At 40.1% G+C, this 23,916-nt stretch carries 19 protein-coding genes, 2 tRNA genes, 3 rRNA genes and 2 pseudogenes; 17 read left to right on the top strand and 9 right to left on the bottom strand.

The features are described from left to right. Nucleotides 1-74 precede the first annotated feature (74 nt). From ACWYN3_RS35000 to ACWYN3_RS34990, 3 genes are read left to right on the top strand one after another with little or no spacing between them, the layout of a single operon-like run. Nucleotides 75-1,097 (top strand): cobalamin-dependent protein, encoded by a 1,023-nt coding sequence (locus tag ACWYN3_RS35000; RefSeq protein ID WP_456218333.1) that lies wholly within the window; start codon nt 75-77, stop codon nt 1,095-1,097. Then, complete coding sequence (locus tag ACWYN3_RS34995) at nt 1,073-2,152, top strand: methylmalonyl-CoA mutase family protein (protein WP_456218332.1); 1,080 nt, start codon at nt 1,073-1,075, stop codon at nt 2,150-2,152. Before ACWYN3_RS35000 ends, ACWYN3_RS34995 begins: the two co-directional genes overlap by 25 nt. Next, nucleotides 2,094-3,479, top strand: coding sequence for a methylmalonyl-CoA mutase family protein (locus ACWYN3_RS34990; protein WP_456223260.1), 1,386 nt, complete (start codon nt 2,094-2,096; stop codon nt 3,477-3,479). The genes ACWYN3_RS34995 and ACWYN3_RS34990 overlap by 59 nt, the downstream gene beginning before the upstream one ends. Before the next feature lie 110 nt (nt 3,480-3,589). Here ACWYN3_RS34990 and ACWYN3_RS34985 read toward each other — a convergent pair whose 3' ends face one another. From ACWYN3_RS34985 to ACWYN3_RS34945, 9 genes are all read right to left on the bottom strand, one after another. Continuing rightward, nucleotides 3,590-4,597, bottom strand: coding sequence for an aerolysin family beta-barrel pore-forming toxin (locus ACWYN3_RS34985; protein WP_456218331.1), 1,008 nt, complete (start codon nt 4,595-4,597; stop codon nt 3,590-3,592). 274 nt (nt 4,598-4,871) lie between these two features. Then, nucleotides 4,872-5,075 (bottom strand): acyl-ACP desaturase, encoded by a 204-nt coding sequence (locus tag ACWYN3_RS34980; RefSeq protein ID WP_456218330.1) that lies wholly within the window; start codon nt 5,073-5,075, stop codon nt 4,872-4,874. Then, nucleotides 5,075-5,551 carry an acyl-ACP desaturase gene (locus tag ACWYN3_RS34975; RefSeq protein WP_456218329.1) on the bottom strand — a complete coding sequence of 159 codons (477 nt, stop codon included), beginning with the start codon at nt 5,549-5,551 and terminating at the stop codon, nt 5,075-5,077. The genes ACWYN3_RS34980 and ACWYN3_RS34975 overlap by 1 nt, the downstream gene beginning before the upstream one ends. Then, complete coding sequence (locus tag ACWYN3_RS34970; RefSeq protein ID WP_456218328.1) at nt 5,523-5,855, bottom strand: acyl-ACP desaturase; 333 nt, start codon at nt 5,853-5,855, stop codon at nt 5,523-5,525. The genes ACWYN3_RS34975 and ACWYN3_RS34970 overlap by 29 nt, the downstream gene beginning before the upstream one ends. A 244-nt stretch (nt 5,856-6,099) precedes the next feature. Further along, nucleotides 6,100-6,211 (bottom strand): 5S ribosomal RNA (gene rrf, locus ACWYN3_RS34965). Between the two features lie 169 nt (nt 6,212-6,380). After that, a 23S ribosomal RNA gene (locus ACWYN3_RS34960) occupies nt 6,381-9,273 on the bottom strand. A gap of 233 nt (nt 9,274-9,506) precedes the next feature. Further along, a tRNA-Ala gene (locus tag ACWYN3_RS34955) sits at nt 9,507-9,580 on the bottom strand. Nucleotides 9,581-9,593: 13 nt separating this feature from the next. Further along, nucleotides 9,594-9,667, bottom strand: a tRNA-Ile gene (locus ACWYN3_RS34950). A 219-nt stretch (nt 9,668-9,886) separates the two neighbouring features. Continuing rightward, a 16S ribosomal RNA gene (locus tag ACWYN3_RS34945) occupies nt 9,887-11,409 on the bottom strand. Together the 16S, 23S and 5S rRNA genes with 2 tRNA genes alongside form the textbook arrangement of a ribosomal RNA operon. 1,758 nt (nt 11,410-13,167) lie before the next feature. On the opposite strand from ACWYN3_RS34945, the gene ACWYN3_RS34940 reads away from it, so the two are divergent. The 14 genes and pseudogenes from ACWYN3_RS34940 (at nt 13,168) to ACWYN3_RS34875 (ending at nt 23,893) form a co-directional block, all read left to right on the top strand. Then, nucleotides 13,168-13,797, top strand: a complete 630-nt coding sequence (locus tag ACWYN3_RS34940; RefSeq protein ID WP_456218327.1) for an outer membrane protein assembly factor BamD — start codon at nt 13,168-13,170, stop codon at nt 13,795-13,797. Then, the gene (locus tag ACWYN3_RS34935) at nt 13,754-14,092 is read left to right on the top strand and encodes a hypothetical protein (RefSeq protein ID WP_456218326.1); all 339 of its coding nucleotides are present in this window, start codon (nt 13,754-13,756) and stop codon (nt 14,090-14,092) included. Before ACWYN3_RS34940 ends, ACWYN3_RS34935 begins: the two co-directional genes overlap by 44 nt. Nucleotides 14,093-14,094: 2 nt before the next feature. Then, the gene (locus ACWYN3_RS34930; protein WP_183881694.1) at nt 14,095-14,421 is read left to right on the top strand and encodes a DNA-directed RNA polymerase subunit omega; all 327 of its coding nucleotides are present in this window, start codon (nt 14,095-14,097) and stop codon (nt 14,419-14,421) included. A gap of 46 nt (nt 14,422-14,467) precedes the next feature. Beyond that, nucleotides 14,468-15,674 (top strand): annotated as a pseudogene (gene coaBC / locus ACWYN3_RS34925) (bifunctional phosphopantothenoylcysteine decarboxylase/phosphopantothenate--cysteine ligase CoaBC). Continuing rightward, nucleotides 15,671-16,573 carry a type IX secretion system protein PorD gene (gene porD, locus ACWYN3_RS34920; protein ID WP_456218325.1) on the top strand — a complete coding sequence of 301 codons (903 nt, stop codon included), beginning with the start codon at nt 15,671-15,673 and terminating at the stop codon, nt 16,571-16,573. Before coaBC ends, porD begins: the two are co-directional and overlap by 4 nt. Nucleotides 16,574-16,680: 107 nt before the next feature. Continuing rightward, complete coding sequence (locus ACWYN3_RS34915; RefSeq protein WP_456218324.1) at nt 16,681-17,064, top strand: BlaI/MecI/CopY family transcriptional regulator; 384 nt, start codon at nt 16,681-16,683, stop codon at nt 17,062-17,064. 4 nt (nt 17,065-17,068) lie between these two features. Continuing rightward, complete coding sequence (locus ACWYN3_RS34910) at nt 17,069-17,671, top strand: hypothetical protein (protein ID WP_456218323.1); 603 nt, start codon at nt 17,069-17,071, stop codon at nt 17,669-17,671. Continuing rightward, entirely contained in the window at nt 17,652-18,806 is a 1,155-nt protein-coding gene (locus ACWYN3_RS34905) for a M56 family metallopeptidase (RefSeq protein ID WP_456218322.1), read from the top strand. Before ACWYN3_RS34910 ends, ACWYN3_RS34905 begins: the two co-directional genes overlap by 20 nt. A 150-nt stretch (nt 18,807-18,956) precedes the next feature. Next, nucleotides 18,957-19,133 (top strand): AAA family ATPase, encoded by a 177-nt coding sequence (locus tag ACWYN3_RS34900; RefSeq protein ID WP_456218321.1) that lies wholly within the window; start codon nt 18,957-18,959, stop codon nt 19,131-19,133. A gap of 7 nt (nt 19,134-19,140) precedes the next feature. After that, nucleotides 19,141-20,163 carry a hypothetical protein gene (locus tag ACWYN3_RS34895; protein ID WP_456218320.1) on the top strand — a complete coding sequence of 341 codons (1,023 nt, stop codon included), beginning with the start codon at nt 19,141-19,143 and terminating at the stop codon, nt 20,161-20,163. Continuing rightward, entirely contained in the window at nt 20,115-20,618 is a 504-nt protein-coding gene (locus tag ACWYN3_RS34890) for a hypothetical protein (protein ID WP_456218319.1), read from the top strand. The genes ACWYN3_RS34895 and ACWYN3_RS34890 overlap by 49 nt, the downstream gene beginning before the upstream one ends. Nucleotides 20,619-20,641: 23 nt before the next feature. Further along, nucleotides 20,642-21,462, top strand: a pseudogene (locus ACWYN3_RS34885) (enoyl-ACP reductase FabI). A gap of 153 nt (nt 21,463-21,615) precedes the next feature. Beyond that, nucleotides 21,616-22,779, top strand: a complete 1,164-nt coding sequence (locus ACWYN3_RS34880) for a carboxypeptidase-like regulatory domain-containing protein (protein WP_456218318.1) — start codon at nt 21,616-21,618, stop codon at nt 22,777-22,779. Between the two features lie 40 nt (nt 22,780-22,819). Then, nucleotides 22,820-23,893 (top strand): PA0069 family radical SAM protein, encoded by a 1,074-nt coding sequence (locus ACWYN3_RS34875; protein WP_456218317.1) that lies wholly within the window; start codon nt 22,820-22,822, stop codon nt 23,891-23,893. Nucleotides 23,894-23,916: the final 23 nt, after the last annotated feature.

Here is a 23,916-nt window from a genome sequence, read left to right as displayed (position 1 = left end):
TATTTTGACTTTCAATAATCAAACTTGCTATTTAGTTTTTATTAACTTTACTGACGACAAATATAATTTCATTAATGGAACCAATTAAGAGCTACGTACCCAAACATAAAATTCGTTTTGTAACAGCAGCGGCCCTGTTTGATGGGCACGATGCAACCATAAATATCATGCGCCGTATTTTACAGTCATCAGGAGCGGAAGTTATCCATCTGGGACATAACAGATCTGTAGATGAGGTAGTCAACTGTGCGATTCAGGAAGATGTTCAAGGTATTGCCATGACCTCCTATCAGGGTGGGCACATGGAATATTTCAAATATATGTACGATCTGCTTCAGGAAAGAGGAGCGACAAAAATCAAGATATTTGCAGGTGGTGGTGGTGTAATTTTACCTGCTGAAATTGCAGAATTACAAGCTTACGGAATTACCAGGATTTACTCTCCTGATGATGGCCGTAAAATGGGTTTGCAGGGTATGATTAATAACATGCTGGAGCAAACTGATTTTATCACCACTAAATCGATTACCAACGAACTCGAAATGATTCCGCGCAAGGAAGTAAGAAGCATCGCTTCTGCGATCACTGTTGCTGAAAATGATCCTGCTGGTGCGCAAGGCTTTGTCAATGAACTTAAAGTACTGACCAGTAAAAGTCAGGCTCCTGTTCTGGGTATTACCGGTACGGGTGGTTCAGGAAAATCTTCACTGGTAGATGAGCTGGTAAGACGCTTCCTGATGGAGGTCAAAGACAAAACACTGGCAATTATCTCCGTTGACCCTTCTAAAAGAAAAACGGGTGGTGCATTACTTGGTGACCGTATCCGGATGAATGCGATTAACAATCCAAGAATCTATATGCGTTCTCTGGCTACAAGACAGGCAAATTTAGCCTTGTCTGTAAATGTACAGGAGAGTATTGATATCTGTAAAGCTGCCGGCTATGATATGATTATTGTAGAAACATCAGGTATTGGCCAGTCTGACACGGAAATAACAGAACATTGTGATGTTTCTTTATATGTGATGACACCCGAATTCGGTGCTGCTACACAACAACGGAGAAAATCGATATGCTTGATTTTGCCGATCTGGTAGCTATTAATAAGTTTGATAAGCGCGGGGCTTTAGATGCTTTGCGCGATGTACGTAAACAATATAAAAGGAATCACAACCTGTTTGAAGCTAAGGACGATACCATCCCTGTATTCGGAACTATGGCGTCTCAGTTCAATGATCCGGGAATGAATAACCTGTTTACTGCACTGATGTCAAAAATCAAAGAGAAAACAGGAACTGATTTCAAAGCAAGAATGCTGATGACCGCTGGTCAGTCAGAAAAAAAAATATACATCATTCCACCAGACAGATCAAGGTATTTGGCAGAAATCGCTGAATCCAGTCAGGCTTATAATGAGTGGGTAGAATTACAAAGCGGTATTGCCAGAAAGCTTTATCAGCTTAGCGGAGTACTGGAACTTTGTGAAGATGAAAAGCAAAAAACTCCTTCAGCTACTGAAACCTTGAAAACTTCTCTTACAGATATTTACAATCATCTGGAAGAACGATTGGATGGTCAATGCCGCAGATTACTGAGAGAATGGCCTGAAACAGTTCAAAAATATAAAGAAGAGTACTTTGTATATAAAGTCAGAGATAAGGAAATTAAACAACCATTGTTCTATGAATCTTTATCACAGCTTAAAATACCTAAAGTTTCTTTGCCAAGATATAAAGACTGGGGAGATATCCTGCGCTGGTTACTAACAGAAAATGTACCCGGTGAATTCCCGTATGCAGCAGGTGTATTCCCGCTGAAACGTGACGGAGAAGATCCAACGAGGATGTTTGCAGGAGAAGGCGGCCCGGAAAGAACGAATAAGCGTTTTCATTATGTCTCCCTGGGACAGCCTGCTCACCGCCTTTCTACTGCATTTGACTCAGTAACGCTATATGGTGAAGATCCGCATATCAGACCGGATATTTATGGTAAAATAGGGAACTCAGGCGTGAGCATTGCAACACTTGATGATGCTAAGAAGTTATATTCAGGTTTCAGGTTTCGATCTGTGTGCTTCTTCTACATCTGTTTCAATGACGATCAACGGCCCCGCTCCTATGCTTTTAGGCTTCTTTATGAATGTAGCTATTGATCAGCAATGTGAGAAATACATTATTGAACATGAGCTGTTAGATGAGGTTAAAGAGAAAATAAACCAGATCTATAAGAGTAAGAAAATTAAAAAGCCTGTTTACAGTGGAGCATTGCCAGAGGGTAACAATGGACTTGGTTTATTATTGTTAGGCGTTACCGGAGATCAGGTTTTACCAGCAGATGTATATGCTAAGATTCGTGCGTATGCGATCAGTACCGTTCGTGGTACGGTACAAGCTGATATCCTTAAAGAAGACCAGGCACAGAATACCTGTATCTTCTCTACCGAATTCGCACTGAGAATGATGGGTGATATTCAGAAATATTTCATTGACGAAAAAGTCAGAAACTTCTACTCTGTTTCCATATCAGGATATCACATTGCTGAGGCGGGAGCAAATCCGATATCACAGCTTGCATTTACCTTAAGTAATGGATTCACTTTTGTAGAATATTATCTGAGCAGAGGTATGCATATTGATGATTTTGCACCAAACCTTTCGTTCTTCTTCTCTAATGGTATAGATCCTGAATATGCCGTTATTGGTCGTGTAGCCAGACGTATCTGGGCAAAAGCGATCAAGAACAAGTATAAAGGAAATGACCGTTCTCAGAAGCTTAAATATCATATTCAAACTTCGGGAAGATCATTACATGCTCAGGAAATTGATTTCAATGATATAAGAACCACGTTACAGGCATTATATGCAATCTATGATAACTGTAATTCACTGCATACGAACGCTTATGATGAGGCTATTACAACTCCTACAGAAGATTCTGTAAGAAGAGCAATGGCTATTCAATTGATCATTAACAGAGAACTAGGACTGGCGAAAAATGAAAACCCATTACAGGGCGCATTTATCATTGAAGATTTAACTGATCTTGTTGAAGAGGCTGTATTATTAGCAGAATTTAAGCGGATCAATGATCGTGGTGGTGTTTTAGGCGCAATGGAAACCATGTACCAGCGTGGTAAGATCCAGGAGGAAAGTTTATACTATGAAACTTTAAAACACAATGGTGAATATCCTATTGTAGGTGTAAACACCTTCCTAAATAAAAACGGATCACCAACAGTAGTTCCTGGTGAAATTATCCGCGCAACAGAAGAAGAAAAACAATTTCAGATTGAAGCACTGGATGAATTCCAGAAAAGAAATGCAGACCATACTGTAGAAGCATTGAAAGAGTTACAAAAGATTGCAGTCACTGGCGGAAATACTTTTGAAGCGCTAATGGAAGCCTGTAAGATTTGTTCATTAGGGCAGATTTCTAACGCATTATATGAAGTAGGCGGACAATACAGAAGAAATATGTAAGCTCTATTTGTAGATATCCGGCAAATTGCAAAATAAGAACAGCAGAGTAATACCATTATCCAGGTATTACTCTGCTGTTTGTTTTTTTTCTCAATATGTTATTCAATAAATCAGATCTTAACGGGCTTCGAAGCGATGATTTGTGTAGTTATATTTTCTACGGCCTGAGCAACTCCTTCTTCTGCTTTAGGGTTTTTTAATAATATATTTGCGTTATCATACCAGAAATAATGGCCATCTACCGATGAAGGATAATTCACACTAATTTGACCTGTTAATTCCATAGGTACTTTATAAGATACTTTGGACTGCTTTTTCCTGGTAAGTACTGTGATGATCACCTTTGAATTTGCAGGAACATCAGCAGTATATGCACTCTTTATAGTTTTAGTATTGGAAGATTCTGTACCATCAGTTGTTGCTCCACCAATCATGATTTCGGTACTCACTTCACCTTCAGCAACAAACGGAATCCCAATTTTTCCTTTAGCACCAAGCTTAAAAGAACCTGTTACCTGTCTTGACCAGCTCGTTTTATAACCAGACTGATAAGTATAATCTACAGTAATTTTTTTAGCACTGGTATCAGCGTTATTTATTGCTTCTGTGGTATAAACCTCATCCGGATATTCAATTCCTTTAGCATCTACAGTTACAATTGGTGAACCGGTAGTCACAAAGGCCTGTACATTACCATTGGCAACATCTGAAGTTACAACTCCACCTTCAATATATTGACTCCTGCTAAGTACTATACCATCTGGCCTCACACCACTTCTTCGAAATAAATCTCTTAATATTATCCTGCCTGCTTCATTATCAGGATTAAAACCCAGCTGTCTCAAATGATCCAGGGTCAAAGGGATATTGTTGTCTGCTTGTGTATTTTTGACAGCTGATCCGGCACTTGATATCAACTCTGATCCGGTATTTGACTTTAATAAATGAGCAGGTTTAAACTCTTCTACAATCTGCCATCCCTCTTTAATCATCTCATCTACACTATTATACCCTAATTCCTTCAACGTAGTACTTTTCATACCGGCAGCGATAGGATTTTCAGGATCTGACTTAGTGGTTAAATTCTCTTCATTTTTTGCTGCTGCATCCCGCGACAAAAAATACAGTTAACGCAAACATCGTAGCGGCTAGTTTCATTTTGTTTCTCATAATAATAGGATGTATTTATAATAAGTCTAATATAAAATAATATATAGAAGATATTATTGATTACCTGTAAAAAACAATAAACATTACATATAATAAGGTGTGTTTTTTTTACCAAGCCCTTATTAAACAGGAAAGGCCCGGATGATATATCCGGGCCTTTCCTGTTATAAGACGTTTTTCTATGGTTAGTATTGGAATTACAATTTTGTCTGTGCTCGTTTTTTAAGCGTGTATCCAGCTAAATTTATAGTCCATTGTTGGAGTTTTCATTCTTTCTGCAACACGTAATAAACGGCTAGGCAGAGCCATGATATAATCACGTGCTTTTTCACCAGCTTCGTTCAGATCCTGCATGCTTTCAATTTTCCACTCTACAATAAGCTGTTGCATGATTTCTACATAATCAACTGCAGTATAAACAAACACTAACGTTGTGCAGCATCAGTAAAGTGACCGAAAGTTTGTCCCATTTTCAATCCCATTTCTCTCAGGAAGTGAGCAGGCATAACAATCTTCATACGCATCATATCTTCGAAAGCAATCATTGCTTCATTAGGATCCACTTCAAATATTTTAGACATAAAATCCTTATAAGCTTTTGCATGTCTTGCTTCATCAGAGGCAATTACACCACAAATCTTAGAAAGCAATGTATCGCCGTCTTTTTTAGCTAAAGAAGCTACTCTACGGTGAGACACATTAGTCGCCAGTTCCTGGAAACTAGTATAAATAAAGTTACGGTAAGGATCATGACCTGTACCAATGTCAAAACCATCAGCAATCAGATATTGCGTTGAGATTTCCATTTGGCGCATATCAACACGACCCGATAAATAAAGATATCTGTTTAACAAATCTCCATGTCTGTTTTCTTCAGCAGTCCAGTGACGTACCCATTTCATCCAGCCACCCCCTCTTCATTACGGGAAATCCATCAACCATGGATAACCATGATTCATATGTTGGCAGTGCTTCTTCTGTAATGGTATCACCGACTAATACCGCAACAAGATCGTACGAAAGGTCATTTGCAGTTTCGCGAAGGGATTTTATATCTTGAATAAAAGTATCACTGGTAGAAACAGGCAAAAAATCAGTTGGCTGCCAATTAGTATCAATCGGTTTCAGGTAAGTATCCATCATATCAAGCATATATTGCTCAATGTGAAGCATTACTTCCCGTCTTTTTTCAGCAAAAAAACTCATTATATGTGTGTTTTAGTTTAACACCAAAGATAACCAAAATTATTTCATAATGCCTTTCTGATGCTATTTAATAGCAGATTAAGCTAAAAAATATCAATCCGTAAAGACAAATTGCAAAAGAATTTTATACATCTGCCTATACAACGTTTGAAAGGGAGAAATTGTTGCAGATTTTAACGATAATAAGGAGTAAAAAAGGTTATAAACAAGAAAAGCCTGTAGTTTCCTACAGGCTTTCTTTAAGATTTGGCACCGACCTACTCTCCCACGTGTTACCGCAGTACCATCGGCTCTGGTGGGCTTAACTTCTCTGTTCGGAATGGGAAGAGGTGGACACCACCGATATAGGCACCTAAATGTCTTTATCCAGCTTTTGTTATTATTACTCGATTGATATTTTATTATGGTTTGTCCTTTTCAGTTCCGGTTTTTACATTGCTGCATTATACCTTTCCATCTTTGGAATCAAACGATGACATATTATTGAAAGAAGTTAGTTATGAAGAACAAACAACAGTTTATTGCTCTTGAAAGCTTCGGATGATTAGTATTACTCGACTATGCTGTCACCAGCTTTACATCTATAACCTATCAACGTAGTAGTCTGCTACGGTCCTATATGGAATTCTCATCTCGTGGCTAGTTTCGCACTTAGATGCTTTCAGCGCTTATCTATTCCCAACGTAGCTACTCTGCAATGCCCCTGGCGGAACAACAGATTCACTAGAGGTTAGTCCAACCCGGTCCTCTCGTACTAAGGTCAGCCCCACTCAAAAAATTCCTACGCCCACAACAGATAGGGACCGAACTGTCTCGCGACGTTCTGAACCCAGCTCGCGTGCCACTTTAATCGGCGAACAGCCGAACCCTTGGGACCTTCTCCAGCCCCAGGATGTGACGAGCCGACATCGAGGTGCCAAACCTCCCCGTCGATATGAGCTCTTGGGGGAGATCAGCCTGTTATCCCCAGCGTACCTTTTATCCTTTGAGCGATGGCCCTTCCATGCAGAACCACCGGATCACTATATCCGTCTTTCGACCCTGCTCGGCTTGTCTGCCTCACAGTCAAGCAAGCTTATGCTATTGCACTCCTCATACGGTTACCAAGCGTATTGAGCTTACCTTTGAAAGCCTCCGTTACCTTTTTGGAGGCGACCACCCCAGTCAAACTACCCATCAAACAATGTCCCCCCCTGAAGGGGTTAGACACCGAATACAAAAAGGGTGGTATTTCAACGTTGACTCCACAACACCTAGCGATGCCACTTCATAGTCTCCCACCTATCCTACACATCTTGTATCCAATGTCAATGTTAAATTGTAGTGAAGGTGCATGGGGTCTTTCCGTCCCGTTGCGGGTACCCGGCGTCTTCACCGGGACCACAATTTCACCGAGCTCATGGCTGAGACAGCGCCCAGATCGTTACACCATTCGTGCAGGTCGGAACTTACCCGACAAGGAATTTCGCTACCTTAGGACCGTTATAGTTACGGCCGCCGTTTACTGGGGCTTCGATTCAATGCTTCTCCTTTAACAGATGACATCCCCTCTTAACCTTCCAGCACCGGGCAGGTGTCAGGCCTTATACTTCATCTTTCGATTTTGCAAAGCCATGTGTTTTTGTTAAACAGTCGCCTGGGCCTTTTCACTGCGGCTGACATTGCTGTCAGCGCCCCTTCTCCCGAAGTTACAGGGCCATTTTGCCGAGTTCCTTAGCCATGATTCTTACTCGAGCACCTTAGAATTCTCTTCCCGGATACCTGTGTCGGTTTGCGGTACGGGTTTTTATAACCTGAAGCTTAGCGGTTTTTCTTGGAAGTCTGATTACCTGCGCTATCCACTTACCCGAAGGCTTGCGGTACTATCGACTTTTAGCTAGAGTGGCGGATTTGCCTACCTCTCCAATACCTACAGTCTTTAACGATCTATTCCGTCAGATCGCGGCAGTGTCACTACTCCGTCCCCACATCGCAGTTATAAAAAGTACTGGAATATTAACCAGTTGTCCATCGAATTTCCCCTTCGGGTTCTCCTTAGGCCCCGACTAACCCTGATCCGATTAGCGTTGATCAGGAAACCTTATCCTTTCGGTGGGCAGGTTTCTCGCCTGCCTTATCGTTACTTATGCCTACATTTGCTTTTCCAGAAGCTCCACCACAACTTACGTCATAACTTCGCTGCCGCTGGAATGCTCCCCTACCGTAATAAATTCATATTACCCATACCCATAGCTTCGGTGTACTACTTTATGCCCGTTTATTATCCATGCACGATCGCTCGACTAGTGAGCTGTTACGCACTCTTTAAATGAATGGCTGCTTCCAAGCCAACATCCTAGCTGTCTAGGCAATCGCACCTCGTTAGTTCAACTTAGTAGTAACTTGGGGACCTTAGCTGATGGTCTGGGTTCTTTCCCTCTCGGCCCGTGACCTTAGCACCCCGGGCCTCACTGCAGTGTATATTTAATAGCATTCGGAGTTTGTCTGGATTTGGTAGGATTTGACTCCCCCGCACCCAATCAGTAGCTCTACCTCTATTAAACTTTACCACCACGCTGTTCCTAAAAACATTTCGGGGAGTACGAGCTATTTCCCAGTTTGATTAGCCTTTCACCCCTACCCACAGATCATCCGGAAACTTTTCAACGTTTATCGGTTCGGTCCTCCAGTACGTGTTACCGCACCTTCAACCTGTCCATGGGTAGATCACAAGGTTTCGCGTCTACCTCCCCTGACTATACGCCCTATTCAGACTCGCTTTCGCTTCGGCTGCGTGTCTTAAACACTTAACCTTGCCAGAGAAGAGTAACTCGTAGGCTCATTATGCAAAAGGCACGCCGTCACGCCACCTGGACGCTCCGACCGCTTGTAAGTACACAGTTTCAGGTTCTATTTCACTCCCCTGTTCGGGGTTCTTTTCACCTTTCCCTCACGGTACTGGTTCACTATCGGTCTCTCAGGAGTATTTAGCCTTACCGGATGGTGCCGGCAGATTCCCACAAGGCGTCTCCGACCTCGCGGTACTCAGGATACTACTAGACTAATGTTACTTACGTGTACGCGGCTCTCACGCTATCTTGCCAGGCTTCCCATCCTGTTCCACTTCATTTCATTAATGCCATATTGTAGTCCTACAACCCCAGCTATGCCGTAACATAACTGGTTTGGGCTCTTTCCCGTTCGCTCGCCACTACTTAGGAAATCATTATTATTTTCTCTTCCTCTGCTTACTTAGATGTTTCAGTTCGGCAGGTTTGCGCATCGTAATGCGACTAGTCTTCAACTAGCCAGGTTTCCCCATTCGGAAATCTCCGGATTAATTCATATTTGCTAATCCCCGGAGCTTATCGCAGCTTATCACGTCCTTCATCGCCTCTGAGAGCCAAGGCATCCCCTGTGTACTCTTTCTTACTTTCTTCTCTCCATAGCCTTTTGCGCCTATGGAAATGCTTTTTTTGATGGTTATTAACCCTTTCGTTAGTTCATGTGCAAGCACATTCACTTCCTCAAAGCTAACAACGTCTCTATTGTTGTTTGCTCTTCTTTATTAACTTCTTCCAATATGTCAAAGAACTTTATTGTCCCAGATACCCAGTATTGCTACTTCGTACCCTATTTCTCGTGTCTTTTATCTTAAACACGGGCCAATTGTGGAGAATAACGGAGTCGAACCGTTGACCTCCTGCGTGCAAGGCAGGCGCTCTAGCCAGCTGAGCTAATCCCCCTTAGAATATAATGTAGTCCCGAGCAGATTTGAACTGCTGACCCCTACATTATCAGTGTAGTGCTCTAACCAACTGAGCTACGGGACTATTTACTTTGGTCTGGTTTTGTTGTTGAGGTGTCTCAGCACAATTCCTTTTCCTCGGTCAATACCTTCTTTCAGTAGGTGAACAACACTAATTTTGATGTTTCATCCTATGGGTTTTCTTTTGAGATTTTATTGTCATTTACTATATATACTAAAACACCTCTCTTTCGAGTCCTTGTTAGTATATCATTTACGCAGCGAGTAATCTACCTTTCTCCAGAAAGGAGGTATTCCAGCCGCACCTTCCGGTACGGCTACCTTGTTACGACTTAGCCCCAGTTATCGGTTTTACCCTAGGACGCTCCTTGCGGTTACATACTTTAGGTACCCCCAACTTCCATGGCTTGACGGGCGGTGTGTACAAGGCCCGGGAACGTATTCACCGTATCATTGCTGATATACGATTACTAGCGAATCCCAACTTCAAGAGGTCGAGTTGCAGACCTCTATCCGAACTGTGAATGGCTTTTGGAGATTTGCTTGCTGTTACCAGCTTGCTGCCCTCTGTACCATCCATTGTAGCACGTGTGTAGCCCCGGACGTAAGGGCCATGATGACTTGACGTCGTCCCCTCCTTCCTCTCTGTTTGCACAGGCAGTCTGTTTAGAGTCCCCACCTTAACGTGCTGGCAACTAAACATAGGGGTTGCGCTCGTTGCGGGACTTAACCCAACACCTCACGGCACGAGCTGACGACAGCCATGCAGCACCTAGTTTCGTGTCCTTGCGGACTCATCTATCTCTAAATGATTCACTAACTTTCAAGCCCGGGTAAGGTTCCTCGCGTATCATCGAATTAAACCACATGCTCCTCCGCTTGTGCGGGCCCCCGTCAATTCCTTTGAGTTTCAATCTTGCGACCGTACTCCCCAGGTGGAATACTTAACGCTTTCGCTTAGCCGCTAACTGTGTATCGCTAACAGCGAGTATTCATCGTTTAGGGCGTGGACTACCAGGGTATCTAATCCTGTTTGATCCCCACGCTTTCGTGCCTCAGCGTCAATAAAATCATAGTAAGCTGCCTTCGCAATCGGTGTTCTGTGACATATCTATGCATTTCACCGCTACTTGTCACATTCCGCCTACCTCTAATTCATTCAAGCTCTTCAGTATCAAGGGCACTGCGATGGTTGAGCCACCGTCTTTCACCCCTGACTTAAAAAGCCGCCTACGCACCCTTTAAACCCAATAAATCCGGATAACGCTTGGATCCTCCGTATTACCGCGGCTGCTGGCACGGAGTTAGCCGATCCTTATTCCTTCGGTACATTCAGCTACTTACACGTAAGTAGGTTTATTCCCGAATAAAAGCAGTTTACGACCCAGAGGGCTGTCTTCCTGCACGCGGCATGGCTGGTTCAGAGTTGCCTCCATTGACCAATATTCCTTACTGCTGCCTCCCGTAGGAGTCTGGTCCGTGTCTCAGTACCAGTGTGGGGGGTCATCCTCTCAGATCCCCTAGACATCGTGGTCTTGGTGGGCCGTTACCCCGCCAACTAACTAATGTCACGCATGCCCATCTTAATCCTATAAATATTTGATCATTGTACAATGCTGTACTGTGATTTTATGCGGTGTTAATCCGAATTTCTTCGGGCTATCCCCCTGATTAAGGTAGGTTGCATACGCGTTACGCACCCGTGCGCCACTTTCCTCCTTAGCAAGCTAAAGAGTATCGTTCGACTTGCATGTATTAGGCCTGCCGCTAGCGTTCATCCTGAGCCAGGATCAAACTCTCCATTGTAAAATGTTGTTGTTTGAACACTGACCATTCTTAACTTGTATTAATAATAGTCTTATTCTTATTTGTCTGTCAGAATAGACTTAAAAAAAAAAACGCGCGGTTCATGTACTTTGAACTTGTACGTGTTTACCTCGCTACGTTTGTAAATGACATCTCTTTAATGAACTTATCGACTTAACCTCACGGCAGTCTATATATTTTCCAATGATTACTCTCCTTTATTCAGGTCTTAATGTTCCTGATTATTTTCCAGCTCTCATCGTTTCAATCTTGTTATTGTTGCCCTATCAACATCCGTTGTAAAGCTTCCCGTTTTTGTTGGGACTGCAAAGGTAGAAATCTTTTTCGTTTTGGCAAGCTTTTTATTTTTTATTTTTAGAAGTTTTTTATCCCTTCCTAAAATGCTTACTAACACTCCTACTCTACATCCTTTCAATCTTCCTTTTCACTCTTTCCCTTCCTCCGAAGCGGGATGCAAATGTAGGAAAATTATGCCACCCACCAAACAATAACACACTATTACTTGTATACAATCCATAACTCCATGGTTTACAACACTAAAAACTTTAATCCAGATCTAGCAGAACCAAATTGAAGCGCATTTCTTCATTCTGCCCCGCCAATTCACAAGGGTTTCAACCCCGAAATCAAAGAAAAAACAGCATCAAACAATAAGACAAACAAACCAATCAGTTCTTCCCTTTTCAATGCAATAGCCTTTGTTTCATCTTAAAACTAAAGACTTAGGGCCCCAGGTAATACCAGCATTATAGTTAACAAACACCAAAAAAAAGTCAGAAACAAGGAATCAACTCTATACAAGCTCACCTTGATACGGCTTTGAAGCGGGTCTGATACGGGTCTGAAACGCCTTGCCCCGCTTCAGACCCGTATCAGACCCGCTTCAGACTGAGCCACAATACAGCGATAATAATGCTCCTACATTGCCTTGAATACTCCTCAACACACTATCAAACTACTATTAACCCTATTTTCCTGCCTGTACCTTATATAGTATATATGCATACACTATATATACTATACAAAAACAATATCAAAACCCATTCAATCTACTCCTATACTAATTTCAACATACTAGATATTTATACATACAGCAATCAACACTGAGAATAATTACTGCACGAATATCGATCAGCCTTTTTAAACCAGTTCTTAAACGCAAAAGTCCCAATCAGAAAACCTGAAACGGAACATCGGTAAGCTCAAAAACCCCACTCGTGCCAAACCATAATGAGATTAATGCAATACCGCTCCGATAAATTCTTTTTGCTGTTTTCAAAGTCATGATTTAGTATTTAAGATTGTTCTTAAACCAAAACTGATCAATAGTCTTAAAAATACAGAGCGATTAAAGGTAAGCTGGGCGAAATTCAAGATCAATCAGGCATTTTGACCGCCAGAATTTTCATCAACGGTTAAAAATTCAATTTGCCCTTTCCGAAATAATAAACATCTTCTATTGAACAATAATTTTGCTTATTCAACGCTATACCGCTGCAGTTCCAGCACAATATTCAACTGGCCACACAATTCTCAATCCCCGTCAGAAACAAAATACCACTATATATACTAACGAATTCTGCCTCTTTTTTGCCACTAATTAAACATATAACCGCTTCCAGAGAATTTATTTGTTAAAATATGTTAACAGCTTGACTTATATAAAAAGGCTTTATATAGCTTAGCGGTCGATTATTTTTAATTGACGTTATCGTATTATTAACTTATCTTTGCACAATGTTTAAAATTAAACACGTTTTTATACTAAGTTTTACCGTTATTGCCCTGAGTATTGCAGGTTGCAAAAGCCGTTTTGAAAAAATCAGGCTCAGCAATGATGTGGCCAAAAAATATCAGGAGGCAATAAAACTATATAACAAGAAGGATTATTCAAAAGCCCTTATCTTATTTGAAGATCTTTCTCAAAAATATAGAGGAAGAACTGAAGCAGAAGATTTGAATTATTACTACGCTTATACTTTATATAGACTAAAGGATTTCACTACTGCACGTTATCAGTTCAAATACTTTGCGGATACTTATCCTACAAGTAAAAATGCTGAAGAATGCAGATATATGGGGGCTTATTGCTACTACCTGGATTCTCCTGAATACACATTAGAGCAGGAAAACACCTATAAAGCAATTGATGCATTACAGTTGTTTATCAACTTATACCCTAAAAGTGAGCGTGTTGCACAAGCAAGTCAATACATTACTGACCTGCGTGCAAAACTTGAGTTAAAAGCTTATACCAATGCAAGGTTATACTATGATTTGGGTGGATATGATATATCTTACTATAAATCATCATCTAATTGCTTTGAAAAATGCAGAGATCGATTTCCCGGATATCAAATATGTTGAAGATATGGATTTGCTGATTGCTAAATCACAGTATTCATATGCTAAAAACAGTTATGCATTCCGTCAGGAAGACAGATATAACGAAGCAATTGGTTATGCAAATGAATTTATTGAAGCACATCCTGAAAGTAAGTATATTCCAGAAGTGAAGTTGCTTAAAACAAATAGTGAAGACGGAATAGCAAATGCAAAGCAATTGATGGCGCAGGATGCTAAATTACAAGCAAAATATAAAGCATTAATGGAAAAAAATGCACCGAAAGATACTACTACGATTAAAACCCCCAACCCATAATAATGAATACGAATAAACCCGCAATACCAAACACTACGGTAACAAGAAATGTAAACGATTTAGATCAAAAGACCCACAATATTTATGAGTCTTTAGTGATTATTTCTAAAAGGGCTAATCAGATTTCAAATAACATGAAAGAGGAGTTACATGGCAAATTAGCTGAGTTTGCTTCTTCTAATGATAACTTGGAAGAGATTTTCGAAAACAGAGAGCAAATTGAAATCAGCAAGCACTATGAGCGCATGCCAAAACCAAGCCTTATTGCGATTGATGAATTTCTGAATGATAAAATTTACCACAGAAATCCATCTAAAGATTCACAATAAATTTTGCATAGGTATTAAATCGCATAAACACTTGCATTAATAAACCATGCTCAGAAATAAAAATATCATCCTTGGCGTTTGCGGCAGTATTGCAGCATATAAATCCGCGGTACTAGTCAGATTACTGATTAAGGCTGGTGCAAACGTCAGGGTAATTCTTACAGCAGATGCGGCAAAAACTTATTACTCCGCTAACCCTTGCTACCCTATCTAAAAACCCTGTTTACACCAGATACTTCGAAGAAGAAACCGGCGTATGGAGTAACCATGTCGAATTAGGTCTGTGGGCGGATTATATGATCATAGCCCCTGCCAGTGCAAATACTATCGGTAAAATGGCTAATGGCCTTTGTGATAACCTGCTTAGTGCTGTATATCTTTCCGCAAAATGTCCTGTCTTTTATGCTCCGGCAATGGATCTTGATATGTGGAGACATGAAAGTACGAAAGCCAATATAGAGAAATTACAAAGTTTCGGTAATACCATCATCTCTCCAAACAACGGAGAACTTGCCAGTGGCTTATACGGAGAAGGAAGAATGGCAGAACCGGAAGAAATCGTAACCTTTCTTTCTGATACAATCCGAAAAGATCTGCCTCTGGATGGTGTAAAAGTAATGGTCACTGCTGGCCCTACTTACGAACCAATAGATCCTGTACGTTTCATAGGTAATCATCATTCATCCGGTAAAATGGGTTTTGCCCTTGCCGATGAAATGGCACGTTTAGGTGCAGATGTAACTTTGATCAGCGGGCCTACCTCCGAAAAAAGTATCCAGCAGGTAAAAAGAATAGATGTGACTACCGCTGCTGAAATGCTTGAAGCATGCAAAAGCAATTTCCACAATAACTCAATTACCGTGATGAGCGCAGCGGTTGCAGATTATACGCCTGTTCATGTAGCTGCACAAAAAATCAAAAAAGCAACAGAAGAATTCAGTATTGAACTGAAAAAGACAATAGATATTCTGGCCACTTTAGGTCAGACCAAAACAAAAGAACAAATCCTTGTCGGCTTTGCATTGGAAACTAATAACGAAGAAGAACATGCAAAAGCTAAGCTGATCAAAAAGAACCTTGATCTGATTATCCTCAATTCATTAAATGATGCAGGAGCAGGCTTTCAAAAAGATACGAACAAAATTACTATCTTTAATCAGTGCTTAGAAAAAACGGTGTATGCTGCAGTAAAATCAAAGACTGAGGTTGCCAAAGATATCTGCACTGAAATATTAAAGCTGCGCCAGGCATGAAAAAAATCACTTCTCTAGTTTTCGCTTCACTCTTCTTCTTTTTAACTGGTTTTGCCCAGGAACTAAATACCAGGGTAACAGTTACAGCACCTACAGTGCCTAACATGAATAAAAAGAATATAGAGCTGATCCAGACTACAGTTCGTGAATTCTTGAATAACAACAAGTGGAGTAATGAGACCTATCAGCCTCAGGAAAGAATAGAGAGTAATCTTGTGATTACAATCAGCGCATGGGACGGTGGTTCTGGTTATAAAGCAGACGCACAGATACAAACCAGCAGACCTATTTTTGGTACTTCCTATAATAGCACACTGCTCAATTTAAGTGATAAAGATTTCGATTTCAACTATAATGAAGGTGAGCCTGTAAACTTCTCAGATCAGAACTTTTTAAGTAACCTTGGTTCATTATTATCCTATTATGCCTATACAATCATCGGATTGGATAAAGATAGTTTCAGTAAACTGGGCGGAACCCAGTATTACCTGAAAGCTCAGAATATTCTAAATGTAGCGCAGGTATCAGGCAATAACGGCTGGAAAGCTTATGATGGTCTGCGTAACAGATACTGGTTAAATGAAAACCTGCTCAACAAAAGTTTTGAAGACCTCAGGATATTCATTTATAACTATCATACCAATACACTTGACCGTATACAGGAAAACCCAACAAAAGGCTGCCAGATGTTACTAGGCTTTTTACCTGACCTCAAACAAATGGACAGACAAAAATTAGGTTCAATTTTCCCTAATGTCTACCTGACTACTAAAGCAGAAGAAATGGTCAATATTCTTACCACAGGAAATACTCAGGATAAAATCCAGGCGTATAATATACTTAGTGAAGTTGACCCTGCCAATATAAGTAAATACGAAGTTCTGAAAAAGAACCTTTAAGTCCCCTCTATCCCTTTATTTTAGCATTTCTTATTTTATTTAAAAATATTTTTTGATATACGAATATATTCGTACATTAGTACTACGAAACAATTCGTAAACTAAATATGTCATCAGAAATCACAACAAAACCAACAGAGAGCGAACTGGAAATACTTCAGATTTTATGGGAGAAAGGGAACTGTACGGTTAGAGAGGTGCACGAAATACTTACCCTGAACAAAGAAGCCGGATATACGACCACCCTTAAAATTATGCAGATCATGCACGAAAAAGGGCTGGTAAAAAGAGATACTAGTTCAAAGACTCATATATACTGTGCACTGGCCAGTCAGCAGAAAACACAGGAGCATCTGGTTTCTAAATTAATTGACAATGCCTTTAGCGGATCAGCAGCAAGATTAGTCATGCAGGCATTGGGCAATCATACCTCGAGTAAAGATGAAATAGAAGCAATAAAAAAATACTTAAATGAATTAGATAATAAATAGGATTATGGAAACCTTATTAAACAATCTCATACAGGCAACAGGGTGGAGCATCCTGCATTCGCTTTGGCAGGCTGCATTAATTTACGCACTGCTCCTTCCCAGTCAAATGTCAGTATTCAAACTAACAGCAAAAACTAAATATAACCTGGCCTATATGGCCAACGTCATCATATTTATTTGTTTTGCTCTTACTTTCTTTACCGTATTTAAATGGCCAGCGGATCAGAACAGTGCAACTCTGGCTACCACTAATACTTACACCGACCAAACAACCAGATCTATTTTAGCGGCAACCATGACCCAGTATGCAGAAAAGATCTTCCCTTTCCTGGTTTTACTTTATAGCATAGGTTTACTGATTCAATCCTTTATTGTTTTTAAAGGATATAGCAAAATACAAAGTCTGAAAAACGCGGCACGCATAAATATTTCAGAAGAATGGAATATCCTTTTTGAAGCTCTAACAAAAAAAATGAATCTTAGTAAACACATTACCTTTCATTTATCTGACCATGTAAATGTTCCTTTAGTGATTGGTTTTTCTTTAAAAACCAGTTGTTCTTTTCCCGGTAGCACTGGCAGCACAAATGGATATGAGACATGTTGAAGCTATTCTAATTCATGAACTCTCCCATATCAGAAGGAACGATTATGTATTTAACCTGATCAGAACCATGATTGAAACCATCTTGTTCTTTAATCCTTTTGTATGGCTGACCGGGAAGTTTATAGATATTGAACGCGAACATGCTTGTGATGATCTTGTGGTTACGCTAACAAATACCCCACTCACATATGCACATGCATTACTACAGGTAGAATTGCTGGCAGATAAGAGTTCACCATCATTTGCTTTAGCAGCAACCGGAAATAATCAACATCTCTATCAACGAATCAAAAGAATCACAGATATGAAGACGAACTATATGAACTCAAAACAAAAGCTGTTTGCAGTTACGCTAGCTATTGCTACCATAGCTTCACTTGCCTGGATAAGTCCTGCAAAAAGTGAGCAACAGCAGAAGCCTGCGCGAGCAAGCAAAAAATCTGCAGTTATAGTGCCCCCAGCTGTTCAGCTTCCTTCAGATACGGGGAAAAAGAAATTAAAGAACATTATTATCATAAAAAAAACAGGAGAGCCTGATGTAATCAAATCTTTTGATAAAATAATTATTAATCCTGATACACCTGCTAAACATATGGATATAACTTCTGATAATATACTTAGTCTTAATGTTGACTCTATAATAAGTCCTCAGCTCTCTGTCTCCCTGTCAAAACTCGCTTTAGATGTAAGTAATCTTACCTCTGCCAGCATAAAATCCAGTCTATCAGCTGTTGATCAGAGCAAAATGGCCATTATGGCTGCCAGAATGGAAAAAAGGGCTTCGGAAATGCAAAAAAGATTTGATTCTCCTGCAGAGAGAGCTAAATGGGCTAAATATGCAGCCGAAATGCAGGCTAAATACAACTCACCAGAACAAAAGGAGAAAATGAAAAAAATGATGGAAGAGGCAAAGTTGAATGGACTAAATGCTCAGAAAATCATTAATTCCCCTGAATTCAAAAACAGAACAAGAGTTATAATCAATGGAAAAAACCCTGGCAGCATTGTCTTCTTAGGCGATACAGAAGAACAACAAAAGCTTAAACAAACAGCAGAATACAAAAAATTGAAAAAGAAATTTGATGAAGATGTAGAGAAGCTGAAAGCTGAAAAACTTAAAAAAGATAGTAATTAAAAGCCGTCTGAATCAGCTATAAGAATTTAGACGCAGCCTAATACCTTAATACACAAATAACCGCAGCGGCAGAAGAAAATCTTCTGCCGCTTTTTTGTTCAAAAAGAATAAACACCGAATGAGTAAGTTTTCATAATTTAGCAATCAAATATGCTACAGAAACTTTCTATACGTAACTACGCACTGATTGATAGTGTTGATTTAGAACTTGATAAAGGTTTAAATATCATTACTGGTGAAACCGGTGCAGGGAAATCTATTATGTTAGGTGCGCTATCTTTGATTTTGGGTCAGCGGGCAGAAACAAATTTTTTTCAATCAGGCTAAAAAGTGTGTGATAGAGGGGCAGTTTAAACTTTCCGGTTCCGGATTACAGCCTTATTTTGACGAGTTCGACTTAGATTATCAACAAGATAGTATCCTGAGAAGAGAAATCTCTATTGATGGTAAATCCAGAGCCTTCATTAATGATACGCCGGTAACACTTGCAGTGATGAAACAGATCGGCGAAAAGCTGATCGATATCCATTCACAACATGCTACATCCGAAGTGAATGATCCTGGCTTTCAGTTATCAGTAGTAGATACTTTATCTGACCATTTACCCTTACTTACGCAGTACAGATTAAAATTCAGAGAATATAAGAAGAATCTCCAGCTGCTTATTAATATGCAAACATCGGCTGATGAAGCCAGAAGCAAACAAGATTATGAGCAATTTCTGTTTAACGAGCTGGAGAGTGCAAACTTACAGCCTGGTGAACAGGGTACACTAGAAATCGAGATGGAAGCTCTGAACCATGCCGAAAGTATTAAAAGAGGTTTACTAAACGGTCATGTTTTATTAGATGGTGAAGAAACCGCCGTACTTCCTATATTAAAAGAAGTTATCAATCAGATTCAGGCCATCGAGAAGTTCAATTCTTCCTATAGTGCATTGAATGAGCGTTTACGTTCAGCAATGATAGAAATCAAAGATATTGCTGAAGAAACTATAGTTCTGGAAGAGAATATTGTATTTAGTCCGGCAAGGATTGATGAAATAAATATCAGGCTTGATACGATTTACACCTTACAGCAGAAACATCGGGTTACCTCTGTGGACGAGCTGCTGGCTATACAGGCAGAATTATCTGACAATTTAAATACGCTTTTAAACAGTGACGAAGAAATAGAACGTTTAATTCTGGCTATTAATAAGCTGAAAATTGAACTGGAAAAGATAGCGGATACACTATCAAAGAACCGCAGCAAGGCAATTAGTGTTGCTCAAAAACAAGTAGGCGAGATATTAGTCCGCGTGGGGTTATGCCCAATGCTAAGATTAAGATTGAGCAAACGGTTGTTGAGAATTTAAACAAAGATGGGAAAGATATGATTTCCCTATTGTTTTCTGCAAACGCAGGACAGGCCCCTGCACCAGTAGGAAAAGTAGCTTCCGGTGGTGAGCTTTCCCGCTTAATGTTAGCAATCAAATCAATCATTTCTAAACATACCTCGCTCCCGACCTTGATATTTGATGAAATCGATACCGGTATTTCTGGAGAAACAGCACTTCGTGTAGGGGATGTTATTGGAGAACTTGAGCAAAATATGCAGGTAATTTGTATCACCCACCTTCCGCAGATCGCTGCCAAAGGAGAAGCACACTATTTTGTTTATAAAAAAGAAGAATCAGAGCGGACTACTACAGGTATACGCAGACTTAATCCGCAGGAACGTATCCTGGCAATTGCTGAAATGCTAAGCGGTAAAAATCCGGGAGAGTCGGCCTTGAAAAATGCACAGGATTTGTTAAGTTTTAAAGGTTAATTACAAACAACAAAAATATTAATATGTATAATTTATTAAAAGGTAAAAGAGGGATCATTACAGGTGCCTTAGATGAAAATTCTATAGCTTGGAAAGTTGCCGAAAAAGCCCACGAAGAAGGAGCTACATTCGTTTTGACCAATGCTCCTATTGCCATGAGAATGGGTGAAATCAACAAGCTTGCAGAAAAAACAAATTCACAGATTGTTCCTGCAGATGCCACAAGTGTAGAAGACCTGACTAACTTATACACACAGGCTCAGGAAATATTAGGTGGTAAAATTGATTTCGTTCTGCATTCTATCGGAATGAGTGTTAACATCCGTAAAAAGATCCCCTATACTGAGTTAAACTATGATTATTTCCAAAAAGGGATAGACGTATCTGCTTTATCATTACATAAGATGCTTGCAGTAGCAAAAAAGATGGATGCTATTAATGAAGGCGGAAGTGTGGTTGCCCTTACCTATATGGCAGCCCAAAGAACTTATCCATTTATACAGATATGGCAGATATTAAAGCTATGCTGGAATCTATAGCAAGAAGTTTTGGTTATCATTATGGAGTAGAGAAAAAAGTCCGAATCAATACTGTATCTCAGTCGCCAACAAAAACTACTGCCGGAACAGGTGTTAAAGGTTTTGGTGACTTCTTTGACTTCGCAGACTCAGTTGCTCCATTAGGAAATGCAGATGCAGCTTCGTGCGCAGATTATTGCATCACTTTATTCTCAGACCTGACACGTATGGTTACGATGCAAAATCTTTTCCATGATGGAGGTTACTCATCAACTGGAGTAAGTGACGAAGTAATGCAAAGGTTAGGTGTTGATACAGAAGCATAAATCAATTAACTTTATTTAACATTTAGATAGCCCTTAAAGGGCTATTTTTATTACAAAATAACCTGTAGATCTTTAAATTAGCTCCATGATAAGACATCTCTTTGGGACAGTATTACTTTTATTATTTTGCCTGAACACCCATGCACAAAAAATATGTATACTATAAGTGGGCAGGTTAAGGATAAAAAAGGAGAAACACTCCCTGGAGCCGGTATTTACTTAAGTGGATATACCACAGCTACAGTTACCAATCAGGACGGGCAATTTTCTCTGGCTAAAATAAAACCAGGCTCTTACGAGGTCGTAGTACAAATGATTGGTTATTTACCATATAGTAAAAGCGTAGTCATTTCAGATAAATCAGTCAACATTACGATTACCCTTGCAGAAAACACGATACAACTTAATGAAGTTGTGATCAGGGCAGATCCGGACAGAGAAAAAAACCTTAAACTATTTGAAGACTTCTTTATTGGCAGAACCCCTAACTCAGCAAAATGCAAAATACTTAATCCCCAGGTACTTTATATCAAATACGATGGAGATACTAAAATTCTTAGTGTAATAACCAATGAATTTTTGGTCGTAGAAAATAAAGCATTAGGTTATCGTCTCAAATACATGCTTAACCTTTTCGAATACAAATTACAATACAGGATTGTCTATTTCTCGGGCCTTCCAGTATTTGAAGATCTAAAAGGTTCAGGAAGGAAAAGAAGAACCTGGTTAAACAATAGAGAGATCGCCTATGCCGGTTCTCCGCAGCAATTTTTTCAATCCCTTTATCAGAACAAAGTAGAAGAAAACGGATTCATTATCTATAAACGGATTAAAACAAAGAACCCAAACCGACCGCCTGATAGTTATATTGCTGCTACAAAAGCACGGCTAATGAAAAGGATGCATGGAGCAAGTACAATTGGCTCTGTATTTAGTGATTCCCTGTTAATGATGCAGCGTTTATATGATCTTCCTAAAGAATTTACCACCCTTGATATGTCAGGAGTAGCAATAGATACCCTTGTTAAAAGTATCTATCCTAACATGAAAACCATCAACTATAAGGATGAACTCTATATCATGTATACCAAAGAAGAAGAAAGTAATGCCTACTCTAACACAGGTCATTATATCATGCGGCCATTAACCGTTCCAAACTACCAGATTTCGGTGGTCAGTATGCTCAAAGGTCCTGTGAGTTTCTATCCAAATGGTGCGATACATGATTCAAAAGCCATCTTATTTGAAGGCTTTTGGGCATACGAAAAAATCGGTGATATGGTGCCGATGGATTACATCCCCTCAAATAAAAGATAAAACTCCTTCTTAATTACTAAAAAAATTAGTAATTTTAAAGATGATTTCAGCGGAAAAGCCAGAAGAGCAATATTTGAAAGGGAGAGGCGCACAATTTAATCCCCACAATCATTTTTTAACCCACTCTTACGTCAAAGAGCATAGTGAAGGAATAGACGATTGGGAAAACGAAAACCACAAGACGACCTTCATCATCGGAAAGTCCAAAACTATCGTCAATAAAGTAGCCAGCCCCGATGTTGGTATGGCCTATTCACTAAACCCTTATCAGGGATGCGAACATGGCTGTACTTATTGCTATGCCAGGAACACACATGAATACTGGGGTTTTAGTGCCGGTTTGGATTTCGAAAGAAAAGTCATCGTTAAAAAAGATGCACCACAACTATTCAAAAAATTTCTGGAGCGCAGAGGCTGGAATGCGGAGACTATTTCCCTCTCAGGAAATACTGACTGTTATCAACCCGCAGAACGCGAGTATAAACTCACGCGCCAGCTCCTGGAAATCGCCCTTGCCTACAAGCAGCCCATCGGTATGATCACAAAAAATGCCCTTATCCTTCGTGATCTTGATATCCTGCAAGAAATGGCTAAGTATAACCTCTGCACAGTTTACCTCTCTATCAATAGCCTCGATGAAAAGTTAAGATCAAAGATGGAACCCCGTACTACAACTATCAGACAAAGGCTAAAAGTAGTCGAAGAGCTGAGCAAAGCCGGTATTCCGACCGGTGTAATGGTCGCTCCCCTTGTTCCCGGACTGAGCGACCATGAAATCCCCGCTATTCTGAAAACAATAGCATCCTGCGGCGCAGAAAGTGCCGGCTATACCATCGTCAGGCTGAACGGCGCAATTGGCCCAATCTTCGAAGACTGGTTGCGTCAGAATTTCCCGGACCGTTTCGACAAAGTATGGCATATGATCCAGTCTTGCCATGGCGGACAAGTCAACGACAGCCGTTTCGGCGATAGAATGCGGGGCGAGGGTAATATTGCAAAAATGATTCACGACACCTTCAAACTTCATTGCAGACTCAACCACCTAAATGTGAAAAGGACTCATTTGGACTCCAGTATATTCAAAATCCCTAAACCTCAGCTAAGCCTGTTTTAGCTTCCGACATCAGTTAAAACGAA

The organism is Pedobacter sp. NJ-S-72 (assembly GCF_053890575.1).
This window is presented reverse-complemented; position numbering and strand designations above follow the sequence as displayed.